Below are 13,885 nucleotides of genomic sequence, written 5' to 3' on the forward strand. Positions count from 1 at the left end.
CCGCCCCTCACGGGACGGGCTCCTCGTCGGCGAGGAGCCCGTGCTTCGTCGCGAAGAGGCCCGCGGCGGCGCGGGTCGACGTGCCGATCTTCGTGTAGATGTGCTCGACGTGGTTGCCCACCGTCTTGGTGGAGATCGTCAGGGACGACGCGATGTCGCGATTGGTCAGGCCCCTCGCGAGGAGGCGCAGGACCTCCGCCTCCCGGTGCGTCAGCCCGGCCGGGCCCTCGCGGCGGGTCGAGGCGCTGTGCCCCGCGGCCCGCAGCACGGCCTCGACCGTCACGGCGTCGCGCCGCCCCCGGGCGACGTCCGCGCGCAGCTCGGCCGCGGCCGCCTCGCGCGACAGCGCCTCCCGGTGGGGACGGGGCTCCCGCATGGCGCGGTAGGCGTCGGCCGCCCCGAGCAGACGTGCCGCGCGCGGGATCGCCTCGCCGCTCAAGCCGCGCGGGTGGCCGGAGCCGTCGAGCCGCTCGCGGTGCGCGACGGCGATCGCGCCGAGGCACGCGAGCGGTCGGGGCCTGCGGAGCATCCTCTCGGTCACGTAGGGCACCAGGCGCACCCGCTCCTGCTCCCCCGCGCCGAGGGGCCCGGGCTTGTCGAGGATCGCGTTCGAGATCGCCAGGCGACCGAAGTCGTGGACGAGCCCCGCCCGGCGCACCGTGCGCAGCTCGTCCACCGCCAGCCCGAGGTGCGTCCCCGCGCCGGCCACGAGGTCCGCGACGGCGCGCGAGTGCCCCAGCGTGTACGGCGACTTGAGGTCCACGAAGTCCGCGATGGCCAGGAGGGCCGCGTCGAAGCGCTCCCCGGACAGGACGATCGTGGGCGGCGGTTCGGCGGCGATGACGGCGTCCCACGTGTCGGCCGCATCGAGGTCCGCGACGAGCCGGTCGACGTCGGCGGCGACCGCCCCGGCGATCGTGGGGTCGAACTGCCGTCCGCTCTGCCGCCGGACGAGGGCCAGCACGGCCCGCACACCGCCGACCCGGTGGGCGACCTCGGTGAACTCGGCGACGGCGACGACCCGCGCGGCGACGGGGACCTCTTCGCCCGCCCGCCGACCGGGCCAGCCCCGGCCGTCCCACTGCTCGTAGGCGGCGACGAGCGCCTCGCCCGTCCCGGGGGGCAGCCCGAGCTCGTCGGCCAGGGCCCTCGCCAGGGCCGCGTGCTGGGCGATCATGTCGTCGACGTCCTTGTGGCCCGAGACGGCGAACTCCAGCCCCACGCGCAGCCGCTGCAGGATCGTGTCGCTGCCCGAGCCCAACCGACGCAGCCCGGCCGCCGTGGCCCGGACACCGTGCAGGCCGTGGGTGTACTTGTCGGCCTTGAGCGCGATGTCGTCGCCGAACCACTTGGCCTGCTCGTGGGCGTCCGAGTGGCACCCGACGTTCACCAGCAGCGCGGTGTAGTAGACGGCGACGCGCGCGTCCTCGTCGAGGTCGAGACGCTCCGCGAGCCGCAGCGCGATGAGGCACTGCCGCAGGACGTGCTCCAACGGCTGGTCGAACCCGAGGTCGATGCCCAGGGACAACGCACCGAGGATCTCCGCCAGCCGGACCTCCCCGGCCTGCTCGTCGTCGCCCATCGGCCGCTCCTCGCCACGGCGGGTCTCGCCGGCGCGGCACCAGGCCGCACGTCGAGCATCCTCGCTCGGCGCCGGGACGTCACGGGTGCGGGATGGGCGGGTTGGGTCAGTACAGCGCGCGGGCCAGGGCGCGGCGGGCCGTGGTGACGCGCTCGTCCTCGGTGCCGAAGAGCTCGAACAGCTCGACGAGGTGGGTGCGCGCGCGGTCGCGCTCGTCGCCGCTCGTCCGGGCCACCGTCTGCACGAGCCGGTCGAACGCCCCGGTGACGTCCTGCGCGGCGATCTGGGCGTCGGCGGCCGCGATCTGGGCGTCGACGTCGTCGGGCGCGGCGTCGGCGCGGGCGATCGCCGACGGGTCGGCGGACTCCGCCCGCTCCAGGAACTTGACCTGCGCGAGCGCGGCCTGCGCCTCGGCGTTGTTCGGCTCGCTCGCGAGGATCTGCTCGTAGGCGGCGGCCGCGCCGGCGTAGTCGCCCTGCTCGAGGGCCTCCTCGGCGGCGACGAAGCGCGGGTCCTCGGGCTCCTCCACGGGCTCCGCGCCGGGCTCCGCGCCGGCGCGGGCCTCGGCCTCGGCGATCCCGGGCATCTGCTCGCGCAGGGCGTCGAGCAGCTGGCCGATCCACTCGCGCAGCTGCGGCTCGGGCTGGGCGCCCTGGAAGGACGTGACGGGCTGGCCGCCCGCGACCACGACCACCATCGGGATCGACTGCACCTGGAACGCCTGGGAGATGCGCGGGTTGGCGTCGACGTCGATCTTCGCGAGGACCCACGCGCCGCGGCCCTCGGCGGCGAGCTTCTCGAGCACCGGGGACAGCTGCTTGCACGGCTGGCACCACTCGGCCCAGAGGTCGACGACCACCGGCACGGTCATCGAGCGCTCGATGACGTCGGCCTGGAAGCCGGCCTCGGTGACGTCGATGACGGTGACCGGTGCGCCTCCGGGGGCGGCGCCGCCGGCGGGCGGGCCGGCCGGGGCCGCCGCGCCGCCCTGCGCCCCCGCGGGGGGCCGGGCCTCGGCCCGCGCCTTCAGGCCGGACAGGTCGACGGCTCCGGCCATCGCGGACGAGAGTGCAGCGGCCTGCGCCGCCTGGCGGGAATCGGGACGTGCCACGCCGTCAAGTCTGCCACCTGGGCGTGATCCGTGACCTAGGGGCGCAGCCGCTCCTCGACCCGCGCGACCTTCGCCTGCATCTGGCCGGTGTGACCGGGGCGGATGTCGGCCTTGAGCACCAGCGAGACCCGCGAGCCGTAGCGCCCGGCCGCCTCGGTCGCGCGGCGCACGACGTCCATGACCTCGTCCCACTCGCCCTCGATCGAGGTGAACATCGACGACGTCTCGTGCGGCAGCCCGGACTCCCGCACCACCCGGACCGCGGCCGCGACGGCCTCGGAGACCGATCCGTCCTCCGCCGGGGCTCCCTCGACGCCGACACCGGACGGGGACACGCTGAACGCCACGATCACGAGCCCCAGCGTGCCACGCGGCTTTGTTAGATTCGCCCGTGTCATGACCGCTTCCACGCCGCTGCCGTTCGACCCGATCGCGCGGGCCGCGGCGCTGTGGAACGAGCGGATCGGCGAGCCCCGGGCGATGGCCGCCGTCACGAGCATCATGCGCGTCCAGCAGATCCTCCAGCAGGCCGTGGACGCCGCGCTGCGCCCGCACGGGCTGACGTTCGCGCGCTACGAGGCGCTGGTGCTGCTGCGGTTCGCGCGGTCGGGATCGCTGCCGATGCGGATCATGGGCGAGCGGCTCCAGCTGCACCCGACGTCGATCACCAATATCGTCGACCGGCTCCAGGCCTCGCACCTCGTGGCCCGCCGCCCGCACCCCACCGACGGCCGCACGACGCTCGTGGAGATCACCGGGGCCGGCCGGGAGCTGTGCGCGGCGGCGACGGCGTCGGTGACGGCGATCGACTTCGGGCTCGTGGGGCTCGACGACGACGAGACGCAGGCGCTCACCGACCTCCTCGCCCGCGTGCGTCACGCCGCCGGCGACTTCGCCTGAGCCAGGAGGCTCCCGCCCGCGAGGTGACGGACCTCGTCGACGAGGTCGAGCCCCTCGAACCGGTGCGCGAGCAGGACGACGGTCCGGCCGCGACCTGATGGTCGAGCTCCCCGATCGGCGTGCTCCCCTCGTTGCTGCGTCTCCGATGCCGCGTCGAGGAGGTCGGCGACCAGCGCCTCGGCGGTCGCCGGGTCGAGCCCCTCGGTGGGCTCGTCGAGCACGAGGACCGCGGGGTCGACGAGCAGCGCGCGGGCGGCGGCCAGGCGGCGGCGCTCGCCCCCGGACACCGCGCCGGCGCCGAGCCAGGTGTCGAGACCGTCGGGGAGCCCGGCGAACCACGCCCCGAGCCGCACGCGCCGGAGCACGGCGAGCAGCGGCCGCGTCGTCGGCCCCCGGCGCGGCGAAGCGGAGGTTCTCGCGCAGCGTCGTGGCGAAGACGTGGTCGTGCTCGCCGACGAGGGCGACGGTGCGGCGCCAGACGTCGCCGGGCACGCTCGCGGCGTCGGCCCCGCCGAGGGTCACCGTGCCGCCGCGGGGGTCGAGCAGCCGCAGCAGCACCGCGGCCAGCGTCGACTTCCCCGAGCCCGACGCCCCGGTGATGCCGAGGCGCCGGCCGGCGGGCAGGTCGAGGTCGAGCCCGCGCAGGGCGGGCTCGGGGCCCCAGCCGGCGGTGACGTCACGCAGGCACAGGTCGCGCCCGGTGGGCGCCCGCGGGTCCTCGGGCTCACGGGCGGGCGGGGTCGGCGCGCCGAGGGCGTGCAGGCGGGCGCGGGCCCGCCGGCCCCGGACCACCGCGGCGGCGGCCGCCGGGAGGGCGAGGACGGTCTCGCCGAGCGCGAGCGGCGCGAGCACGGCGACGGCGGCGAGCTCGGGTGACGTCGCCAGCGGGGCGGCCAGCGCGGCGGCCACCGACGCGGCGCCCAGCCCGAGCTGCGCCAGCGCGGCCGCGACGGCACCGCCCGCGGTCTCGCGGCGCCGGGCGCGGGCGAGCGCGGCGGCGGTCGCCCGCGGGCGTGCCCGCAGCGCCTCGGGGCCGCGGGCGGCGAGCTCGTCGCGGGCGGCGTGGGTCTCGACGACGGCGGCGCGCAGGTCGTCGACGCCCCGCTCCACGGCGGGCGCGGTGCGGCGGGCGGCGACGGCGGCGAGGAGCGGCGCGCCGAGCGCCGCCACGGCGAGCCCGGGGAGCAGGGCCGCGGCGAGCGGCGGGCTCGCGAGCGCCGCGACGCCGAGCATGACCGGCAGCGCGAGCCCCGCGACGGCGAGCGGCAGCACCCCGCGGACGAGGCCGTCGAGGCGGACGTCGACGTCGTCGGTCACCCGGGCGAGCAGGTGCCCCCGACGCCCGGCCACCGCCCCCGGCACGCGCTCGGCGAGCGCCGCGACCACCCGCCGGCGCCACCGGACGATGCGCGCGAGCCCGTCGGCGTGCGCGGTGACCCGCTCGAGGTGGCGCAGCACCGGGCGCGCGATCGCGAACCCGCGCACGGCCACCACGGCGATCGACAGCGTGAGGATCGGCGGCTGCGCGGCGGCACGCGCGATGAGCCACGCCGCCGACGCGGTGAGCGCGACGCCGGCCACCGCCGCGCCGGTCCCGAGCACGACGGCGCTCGCGAGCCCGCGCCGGGGCGCTGGTGTCGCAGCGAGGGCGTCCCTCGCTGCCTGGGACGCAGCGAGGGCGTCCCTCGCGCCGCCACCCGCACCCGGCGCGCCGCCACCCGCACCCGGCGCGCTCAGGTCCACGACGCGGTCGGCGGCCTCGCGCAGGGCCGGGCGGTGGGCGACGGCGAGGACCAGCGCGCCCCGGCCCGCGAGCGCGCGGAGCTCCGCGACGACGACACGCTCCGTCTCGGGATCCAGGTGCGCCGTGGGCTCGTCGAGCAGGACGACGGCGCTCGCCGGATCGGTGTCCGCGTCGCCCAGCACGCTCGCGAGCGCGAGGCGGCGCCGCTGCCCCGAGGACAGCGAGCGACCGGCCTCGGCGAGCGGCAGCGCCGGGTCGAGGTCGAGTCCCAGGCGCCGCAGGCGCTCCGGCGGGGCGGCGCCCAGCGCCTCGCCCACGGTCGCGGCGTGCGGGAGCTGGGGGTGCTGGCCGAGCACCAGGAGCCGCCCCCGCACCTCGACCGAGCCGGTCGCCGAGGAGGCGTCGTCGAGCGTCCCGGCGAGCGCCCGCAGCAGCGTGGTCTTGCCCGCCCCGGACGGCCCGGCGACGACCACCAGCTCGCCGCCGCGCGCGTCGAGCGCCGGCACCGACGGCGTCGCCTCCCGGCGTCCGGGGTGCCACACGGCCAGGTCGCGCACCCGGACCCGCGCGGAGCCCGACGAGGCCGCCCGCGCCGGCGACGAGCCGACCGCACCGGACACCAGCGCGTCCCGCTCGTCCAGCACGGCGGTGGCGCGGGCGGTGTCGTGGAACCGCGCCCCGGCCTCGCGCAGCGGACGGTGCGCCTCGCCGGCGAGCAGGATCGCCACGAGCGCCGGGTACAGCGCCATCGCGCCCTCGACGAGCCGCACCCCGGCGCCCACCGCGACCAGGCCGACCGACAGCGTCCCCAGGAGCTCCAGGGCGGTCGACGACAGGAACACCACCCGCAGCACCCGCGTCGAGGCCACCCGGTGCTGCTCGCCGAACTCCTCGACCGACGCGACCGCCCGGTGCGCGCGACCGAACAGCCGCAGCGTGGCGAGGCCCGCGACCGTGTCGAGGAAGTGCCCGGCCAGCCGCTCCCCCGCCGCCCACTCCCGCCGCGCCCGCGCTCGCGCCGCCCACCCGAGCAGCACCGCGAACACCGGCACGAGCGGCAGCGTCACGCCCACGACCAGGGCGGACGCCGGGTCGGCGAGCGCCAGCACCACCAGCACGGCGGGCGGCAGGACCACCGCGAGCACGAGCGCCGGCAGGGTCGCGGTGAACCAGCCGCGCAGGGCGTCGACACCGTGCGAGGCCAGCGGCACCACGGCCGGGGCGTCGTCGTGCCCGAGGCGGTCGAGCAGCCGGGCGCGCTCGCCCTCGACGACCCGCTCCCCGGTGCGCGCGGCCACGAGCGGCGCGAGCCACGCCAGCCCGGCCCGCACGACGACCACGGCGGCCAGCACCGCGATCGCCGCGTGCGGCACGCCGCCGGGCCCCACGACCAGCGCCGTCACCACGCTCGTCGCGGCCAGCGCCGCGGCCACGGTGCCGGCCGCCTGCAGGACGCCGATCACGACCAGCGCGCTCACGCCAGCCCGGGCGCCGCGCGCCAGAGCCACCAGACGGCGGTCCATCACGTCGCCACCCGCTCGCTGGCCACGCGCCGGCGGAACACCCAGTAGGAGTACCCCTGGTACGCGACCACCCCGGGCAGCACGATCACCGCGGCGACCGTGATCAGCTGCAGCGCGCCGGGGCTCGCGGCGGCCGACGCGACGGTCAGCGAGAAGGCCGGGTCCAGGGTGCTCGGCAGCACGACCGGCAGGTGCGCCGCGAGGACCCCGACGACGCCGAGCGCCACCGCCACCGACGCCGCGGCGAACGACAGCACCTCGCGCCGCAGCGCGACGAGCAGCGCCACCACGGCCACCGCGACCAGCCCGAGCGGCGCCACCGGCGCGACGAGCGCCGCGACCGGCGCGAGCACCGCGAGGGCCGTCGTCCGCGCGCGGGCGCGCAGCGGGCCCGTCGTGCGCAGGCCGAGGAACGTGGCGCCCTGCAGCAGCGCCGCGCCGACGCCGAGCGCCGCCCCGAGCAGCGCGGGCCCCGACACCAGCGGCGCCAGCGACCGGCCGAGACCGGCGCCGGCGACCTCGCCGTCGGCGCCCAGCGCCAGACCCGACGCGAGGACCCCGAGCACCGCGCCCCACAGCCCCGCCACCAGCAGCGAGGACGCCGCGAGCACGCCGTCGCACCACCGTCGCCAGCGCTCGGTGCCGCCCTTGCCGCGGAACTCCAGCGCGACCCCGCGGGCGGCCAGCACGAGCAGGATCAGCACGAACGGCAGGTAGAGCCCGCTCATCAGGGCGGCGTACCAGTCGGGGAAGGCCGCGAACGTCACCCCGACCGCGGCCACGAGCCACACCTCGTTGCCGTCCCACACCGGGCCGATCGTCGTGACGCCGGCGCCGCGCTCGTGGTCGTCGCGCCCGAGCGCGGAGGCGAGCACGCCGACACCGAAGTCGAACCCCTCCAGCACGAAGAACAGCACCCAGCAGGTGACCGCGAGGGCGAACCACAGGGTCGGGAGGTCCATGACGGCTCCTCTAGTAGCTGGGGACGAGGGGACGGTCCGGCTCGGTGTCCTCGGGCACGGGCACGGGCTCCGGGTCGTCGCCCGCGGTGCGCGCGACGCGCAGCACCAGCCGCACCCACACCACGGCCAGCACGCCGTAGACCAGCGCGAACCCGGCGAGCGAGGCCGCGAGCTCGATCGGCGTCAGCCCGGGCGACACCCCGTCGGCCGTGCGGAAGAGCCCGAAGACGAGCCAGGGCTGGCGGGCGGTCTCGGTGAACAGCCAGCCGGCCGTCGCCGCCAGCGCCGGCAGCACGGGGACGGTCCAGAGCAGGCGAAGCAGCCAGCGGTCCACGAGGTGCGCAGTGTCCGGCGAGCGGTCACGCCGCGTCCGCCACAACACCCAGGCCGCCACCATCGTCGCCAGCACGCCGAAGCCGATCATGAAGCGGAAGCTCCAGTAGGCCATCGGCACGACCGGCACGTAGTCGCCGGGTCCGAACTGCGCGGTGTACTGCGCCTGCAGGTCGTCGATGCCCTGCACGGTCGCGGTCGGGTCGCCGGTGGCGAGGAACGACAGCAGCCACGGCACGTCGAGCGAGAGGAACGGCTCCTTCTCCCCCGGCACACCCACGGCGAACAGCGAGAACGGGGCGCCGGCCTGCGTCGCGTACAGCGCCTCGGCGGCCGCCATCTTCATCGGCTGGACCTCGGTCATGACCTTGCCGAGCAGGTCGCCGGTCAGCGCCACCGCCGCGCCGGCCGCGAACGTCGTCCAGGCCCCCACCCGCGTGAACAGCCGCCACCGGCCGTCCGGGTCGCCGCGGCGCAGGCGGTGCACGCCGATCGCGAGCACGAGCGCGCCGCCCCCGGCGAAGGCGCCGGCGATGGTGTGCGGGAAGGCGGCGAGGACGACCTGGTTGGTCAGCAGGTCGGCGAAGCTGCCCAGCCGCGCGCGGCCGGTCTCGGGGTCGAGCGTGTAGGCGACCGGGTTCTGCATGAACGCGTTGGCCGCGAGGATCACGTAGGCGGAGATCAGGGTGCCGATCGCCACGATCCAGATGGTGGCGAGGTGCAGCGCGGGCCGCAGCCGGTCGGCACCGAACCACCACAGCCCCAGGAACGTGGCCTCGAGGAAGAACGCGAGCATCCCCTCGATCGCGAGCGTCGGGCCGAAGACGTCGCCGTAGAACCGCGCGAAGGCCGACCAGGACAGCCCGAACTGGAACTCCTGGACGAGTCCCGTGACGATGCCGACCGCGAACGTGATCATGAGCAGCTTGCCCGCGACCAGCGTCAACCGCTGCCAGCGCACGTCCCCGGTGCTGCCGTCCGCCGCCGGCGCAGCAGCTCCGCCGCGCTTCGTGCTGCGGTAGCTGAGGGTCTGCAGCAGCGCGGTGAGCGTCGCGAGCGAGATCGACAGCGGGACGAACAGGTAGTGGTAGACGGTCACGACCGCGAACTGCAGTCGGGACAGCTCCAGCGCGGTCACGACGACCTCCTCGCCTACGACGCAGCGTCGTATCTACGACCAAGCGTAGTACGACGGTTTGCGTTGGCAAGGGGATCGACGGCTAGGATGCGTGACGTGGCCCTGGGAGAGCTCGAGCGCGCGGTGATGGCGCAGCTGTGGGCCGCTCCGGCGCCCCTGACCGTCCGTGAGGTGCACGACCGGCTCGATCGCGAGCTGGCGTACACCACGGTGATGACCGTCCTCGGCCGCCTGGCCAAGAAGGGCGTGGTGCGCCAGGAGCGGGACGGGAAGGCCTACCGCTACACCGCGGCGTCCACGCGCGAGCAGCTGGCGGCGTCCCTCATGCTCGACGCGCTCGGCGACGTGGGCGAGGACCGCACCGCCGCGCTCGTGGCGTTCGTCGACCAGGTCGGCCCCGAGGAGGCGGCCGCCCTGCGCGCCGCCCTGCAGGCCGCGCCCCCGCGGCCGTCGGCCATGCCGGAGGTGCCCCAGCCGCGCACGGACGGTGAGCAGTCCGGGCCCGAGTCGTGATCTCGGGCCGGGTCTGATGGTCCGGCTCCGCTGCGCCTCGTGTCCGCCGCCGCCAGACTGATCCCATGGCGTCGGTGTGGCTGGCCGCGCTGGCCCTCGTGCTGGCGGGCCCCGTCCCCTCCATGCTCGCCCGCGCCCGGTGGCCGCAGCGCGTGCCGCGGGCGGCGATCGTGCTCTGGCAGGCGATCGCCGTCGCCGCCGTGCTCGCCGCGGTCGGCAGCGCCCTCGCCGCGCCCGAGGAGCTGCTGCGCGCCCTGGCGCCCGACCAGCGCCACGGCACGCCGACGGTGGTCGCGGTGGCGATCGCCGCGGTGCTCGCCGGCCTCATCGTGCTGCGGCTGTTCGGCGTGCTCCTGCTGCTCGCGGTGCGGACCCGGCGACGGCGGGCGCGCCACCGCGACATGGTCGACCTGCTCGACCGCGCCGAGCGCAGCGCGCTGATCGGCGGCTCGGGCACCGAGTCGGTGCTCCGGGTGCTCGACGGCGCCGTCCCCTTCGCCTACTGCGTGCCGGGGCGCGCGCCGCGGGTGGTGGTCACCGAGGCGGCCCTGGACACCCTCGACGCCGACGAGCTGCGCGCCGTCCTCGCGCACGAGCAGGCCCACCTCGACGCCCGCCACGACCTCGTCCGCGAGGGCTTCGTCGCCCTGCACCAGGCGTTCCCGGTGCTCGCCCGCAGCCGCCAGGCCCGCGACGCGGTCGGGATGCTCCTGGAGATGCTCGCCGACGACGCCGCCCGCGCCCGCTGCTCCGACACGGCGATGGCCGGCGCGCTCGAGGCGTTCGACGTCACCGGGGACAGCGAGGTCGGCGCGCGCCTGGCCCGCGTGCGCTCCCGGACCTGCGGCAGCCGCACCCTGGCGACCGGCACCTACCTCGCGGCGGCCGCGGTCGTCGTCGTGCCGACCGTCGCCGTCGTCATCCCCTGGCTCGCCGTCGCGCTGCCCGCCGCGGGCGTCCTGCGCTGAGCGCGGGCGCGGCGAGGGACGCCCTCGCTGCCCGCCACCCGCGTGGCCGGGGGGTCAGCCCCGCACCGAGGACACGATCTCGTCGGCGGCGGCGTAGGGGTCCAGCTCCCCCGCGACGACGCGCTCGGCCAGCTCGCCCAGGGCGGCGGCGCCGGCGAGGTCCCGGATGCGCGCCCGCAGGTCGGCCAGCGCGATCGCCTCGATCTCGGCGCGCGCCCGCTGCCGCGGGCCGTCGCCGAGGCGGCCGTGGTCGGCCATCCAGGCGCGGTGGTCGTCGAGGGCGCCGACGAGGTCCTCGATCCCCTGCCCCGACGAGGCCACCGTCCGCACGACCGGCGGGCGCCACGCCGGCCCCGCGAGCTCCCGGTCCCGATGGGCCGGCTCCCCCATCGGCGTGCTCCCCTGACTGCTCCGCGTCCCGTGGCCGAGCGACACCATGTGACGCAGCTCGCGCACCGTGGCGTCGGCGCCGTCGCGGTCGGCCTTGTTGACGACGAACACGTCCCCGACCTCGAGGATGCCGGCCTTCGCCGCCTGGACGCCGTCACCCATCCCGGGGGCCAGGAGGACCACCGTCGTGTCAGCCAGGGCGACGACCTCGACCTCCGACTGGCCCACCCCCACCGTCTCGACGAGCACCACGTCGCAGCCGGCGGCGTCCAGGACCCGCAGCGCCTGCGGCGTGGCGGCCGCGAGCCCGCCGAGGTGCCCGCGCGTGGCCATCGATCGGATGAACACGCCCGGGTCGGTCGCGTGCTCGCCCATCCGCACACGGTCGCCCAGCAGCGCGCCGCCGGAGAACGGCGAGCTGGGGTCGACGGCGAGCACGCCGACGCGCCTGCCGTCCGCGCGCAGCGCGCCGACCAGCGCCGACGTCGTCGTCGACTTCCCGACCCCGGGCGCGCCGGTGAGCCCCACGACCCGGGCGTGGCCGGTGTGGGGAGCCAGCGCCGCGGCGAGCTCGCGCAGGCGCGGGCTCCCGTCCTCCACCAGGGAGATCAGCCGCGCCACGGCACGCGGCGTCCCCTCCCGCGCGGCCGCGACCAGCTGCTCCAGATCCACGGCCCCGCACGCTACCCACCGCGGGCGCAACCGCCCTCCCGGCACAGCTTGGGAAACCAAGCGTGCGCTGCGTCACGGGGCCAACACTTCGATTCAGATGGTTACCCTGCCCGCCATGGCATCCGACGGAGCATCCGGCGACCTGGCCGCCAGCGGGATCACCACGATCGACCACGTGGGGATCGCCGTGCCCGACCTCGACGCCGCGATCGCCTGGTACGCCGAGAACCTCGGCCTGGTGGCCGCCCACCAGGAGACCAACGAGGAGCAGGGCGTCCGCGAGGCGATGCTGCACGCCCCCGGGGACGACGCCGGCCCGGCCGTGCAGCTGCTCGCGCCGCTGTCGGAGTCGTCGACGATCGCCAAGTTCATCGACCGCAACGGCCCCGGCCTGCAGCAGGTCGCCTACCGGGTGACCGATGTCGAGGCCAGCATGGAGGCGCTGCGCGCCAAGGGCCTGCGACTGCTCTACGACGCCCCGCGACGCGGCACCGCCGGCTCGCGGGTCAACTTCGTGCACCCCAAGGACGCCGGAGGGGTGCTCGTCGAGCTCGTCGAACCCGCCGAGACCCACTAGGGACACCGACCCGCTCACACCCCGGTCCCCAGGACTGTTACCGGCCGGTAGCCTCGCGCCACCGCCCACCAAGACGGAGGCAAGAACGTGCAGGACATCCGCGACGCCATCCTCGCCGACGACACCGCCGCCCTCGCCGGCCTCGCCGTTCCCGAGTCGTACCGGGGCATCACCGTCCACGCCGACGAGGCCGACATGTTCGAGGGGATGGCCTCGCGCGAGAAGGACCCGCGCAAGTCGCTGCACCTCGACGACGTCCCCACCCCCGAGGTGGCACCCGGCGAGGCGCTGGTGGCCGTGATGGCCAGCGCCATCAACTACAACACCGTGTGGACCTCGATCTTCGAGCCGGTGTCGACGTTCAGCTTCCTCAAGCGCTACGGGAGGACGTCGCCGCTGGCCAAGCGCCACGACCTGCCCTACCACGTGGTCGGCTCCGACCTCGCCGGCGTCGTGCTCAAGACCGGCGAGGGCGTGCACACCTGGAAGCCCGGCGACAAGGTCGTCGCGCACTGCCTCTCGGTCGAGCTCGAGGCCCCCGACGGCCACGACGACACGATGATGGACCCCGAGCAGCGCATCTGGGGCTTCGAGACCAACTTCGGCGGGCTCGCTGAGCTGGCGCTGGTGAAGACCAACCAGCTCATGCCCAAGCCCGACCACCTCACCTGGGAGGAGGCCGCCTCCCCGGGCCTGGTCAACTCGACCGCCTACCGCCAGCTGGTCAGCGCGAACGGCGCCAACATGACCCAGGGCGACGTCGTGCTCATCTGGGGCGCCTCGGGCGGCCTGGGCTCCTACGCCACCCAGTTCGCGCTCAACGGCGGTGCGACGCCGGTCTGCGTGGTCTCGAACCCCGAGAAGGCCGCGATCTGCCGCAAGATGGGTGCCGAGCTGATCATCGACCGCTCGGAGGAGGGCTACAAGTTCTGGTCCGACCCCGAGACCCAGGACCCTCGCGAGTGGAAGCGCTTCGGCCAGAGGATCCGTGAGCTGACCGGCGGCGACGACCCCGACATCGTCTTCGAGCACCCGGGCCGCGAGACCTTCGGCGCGAGCGTCTACGTCGCCAAGCGCGGCGGCACGATCGTCACCTGCGCGTCGACCAGCGGTTTCATGCACCAGTACGACAACCGCTACCTGTGGATGAACCTCAAGCGGATCATCGGCTCGCACTTCGCGAACTACAAGGAGGCCTACCTGGCGAACCGCCTGGTGGCCCAGGGCGCGATCCACCCGACCGTCTCGCGCGTCTACCCGCTGCACGAGACCGGCGAGGCGGCCAACGACGTGCACCACAACAGCCACCAGGGCAAGGTCGGCGTGCTCGGCCTCGCGCCCGAGGAGGGCCTCGGCGTCACGAACACCGAGAAGCGTGAGCAGCACCTCGAGAGCATCAACCGCTTCCGGGGCGTCTGATCGGCACCGGTGAGCTGCGCGGACGGGTGAGCGAATCACACTCACCCGTCCGT

12 protein-coding genes and 1 pseudogene are annotated in these 13,885 nt (G+C 76.0%); 5 read left to right on the forward strand and 8 right to left on the reverse strand.

Annotated elements, in window-relative coordinates; translation table 11 throughout:
• Nucleotides 1-7: 7 nt before the first annotated feature.
• The 3 genes from PHK61_RS27320 to PHK61_RS27330 all read right to left on the reverse strand — a co-directional run bounded on the left by PHK61_RS27320 (nt 8) and on the right by PHK61_RS27330 (nt 3,046).
• Nucleotides 8-1,582 (reverse strand): HD domain-containing phosphohydrolase, encoded by a 1,575-nt coding sequence (locus PHK61_RS27320; RefSeq protein ID WP_274284182.1) that lies wholly within the window; start codon nt 1,580-1,582, stop codon nt 8-10.
• Nucleotides 1,583-1,688: 106 nt separating this feature from the next.
• On the reverse strand, nt 1,689-2,639 hold the full coding sequence (locus PHK61_RS27325; RefSeq protein ID WP_274284221.1) for a tetratricopeptide repeat protein: 951 nt from the start codon (nt 2,637-2,639) through the stop codon (nt 1,689-1,691).
• A gap of 89 nt (nt 2,640-2,728) precedes the next feature.
• Complete coding sequence (locus tag PHK61_RS27330) at nt 2,729-3,046, reverse strand: thiamine-binding protein (protein WP_274284183.1); 318 nt, start codon at nt 3,044-3,046, stop codon at nt 2,729-2,731.
• Nucleotides 3,047-3,089: 43 nt separating this feature from the next.
• Between PHK61_RS27330 and PHK61_RS27335 the strand changes: the two genes are divergently transcribed.
• Entirely contained in the window at nt 3,090-3,593 is a 504-nt protein-coding gene (locus PHK61_RS27335; RefSeq protein WP_274284184.1) for a MarR family winged helix-turn-helix transcriptional regulator, read from the forward strand.
• Here the strand turns inward: PHK61_RS27335 and PHK61_RS27340 are convergent.
• From PHK61_RS27340 to PHK61_RS27360, 4 genes and pseudogenes are all read right to left on the reverse strand, one after another.
• Entirely contained in the window at nt 3,569-3,958 is a 390-nt protein-coding gene (locus PHK61_RS27340) for an ATP-binding cassette domain-containing protein (RefSeq protein ID WP_274284185.1), read from the reverse strand. The genes PHK61_RS27335 and PHK61_RS27340 overlap by 25 nt on opposite strands.
• A 64-nt stretch (nt 3,959-4,022) precedes the next feature.
• Nucleotides 4,023-6,860, reverse strand: a pseudogene (locus PHK61_RS32170) (ATP-binding cassette domain-containing protein); the annotation flags it as partial.
• Nucleotides 6,860-7,822 (reverse strand): cytochrome d ubiquinol oxidase subunit II, encoded by a 963-nt coding sequence (gene cydB, locus PHK61_RS27355; protein WP_274284188.1) that lies wholly within the window; start codon nt 7,820-7,822, stop codon nt 6,860-6,862. The gene cydB and the pseudogene PHK61_RS32170, both read right to left, overlap by 1 nt.
• Nucleotides 7,823-7,832: 10 nt before the next feature.
• Entirely contained in the window at nt 7,833-9,293 is a 1,461-nt protein-coding gene (locus PHK61_RS27360; protein WP_274284189.1) for a cytochrome ubiquinol oxidase subunit I, read from the reverse strand.
• Nucleotides 9,294-9,380: 87 nt separating this feature from the next.
• On the opposite strand from PHK61_RS27360, the gene PHK61_RS27365 reads away from it, so the two are divergent.
• Together PHK61_RS27365 and PHK61_RS27370 are read left to right on the forward strand one after the other, a co-directional pair.
• Nucleotides 9,381-9,806 (forward strand): BlaI/MecI/CopY family transcriptional regulator, encoded by a 426-nt coding sequence (locus tag PHK61_RS27365; RefSeq protein WP_274284190.1) that lies wholly within the window; start codon nt 9,381-9,383, stop codon nt 9,804-9,806.
• Nucleotides 9,807-9,871: 65 nt separating this feature from the next.
• Nucleotides 9,872-10,774 carry a M56 family metallopeptidase gene (locus tag PHK61_RS27370; RefSeq protein WP_274284191.1) on the forward strand — a complete coding sequence of 301 codons (903 nt, stop codon included), beginning with the start codon at nt 9,872-9,874 and terminating at the stop codon, nt 10,772-10,774.
• 54 nt (nt 10,775-10,828) lie between these two features.
• Here the strand turns inward: PHK61_RS27370 and meaB are convergent, their stop codons facing one another.
• Nucleotides 10,829-11,836 carry a methylmalonyl Co-A mutase-associated GTPase MeaB gene (gene meaB, locus PHK61_RS27375; RefSeq protein WP_274284192.1) on the reverse strand — a complete coding sequence of 336 codons (1,008 nt, stop codon included), beginning with the start codon at nt 11,834-11,836 and terminating at the stop codon, nt 10,829-10,831.
• 115 nt (nt 11,837-11,951) lie between these two features.
• Here meaB and mce point away from each other — a divergent pair, with 115 nt between their 5' ends.
• Complete coding sequence (gene mce, locus PHK61_RS27380; RefSeq protein ID WP_274284193.1) at nt 11,952-12,413, forward strand: methylmalonyl-CoA epimerase; 462 nt, start codon at nt 11,952-11,954, stop codon at nt 12,411-12,413.
• Nucleotides 12,414-12,500: 87 nt separating this feature from the next.
• Complete coding sequence (gene ccrA / locus PHK61_RS27385) at nt 12,501-13,832, forward strand: crotonyl-CoA carboxylase/reductase (RefSeq protein ID WP_274284194.1); 1,332 nt, start codon at nt 12,501-12,503, stop codon at nt 13,830-13,832.
• Nucleotides 13,833-13,885 lie beyond the last annotated feature (53 nt).

Source organism: Actinomycetospora lutea (genome assembly GCF_028737205.1).
Taxonomy (GTDB): Bacteria; Actinomycetota; Actinomycetes; order Mycobacteriales; family Pseudonocardiaceae; genus Actinomycetospora; species Actinomycetospora lutea.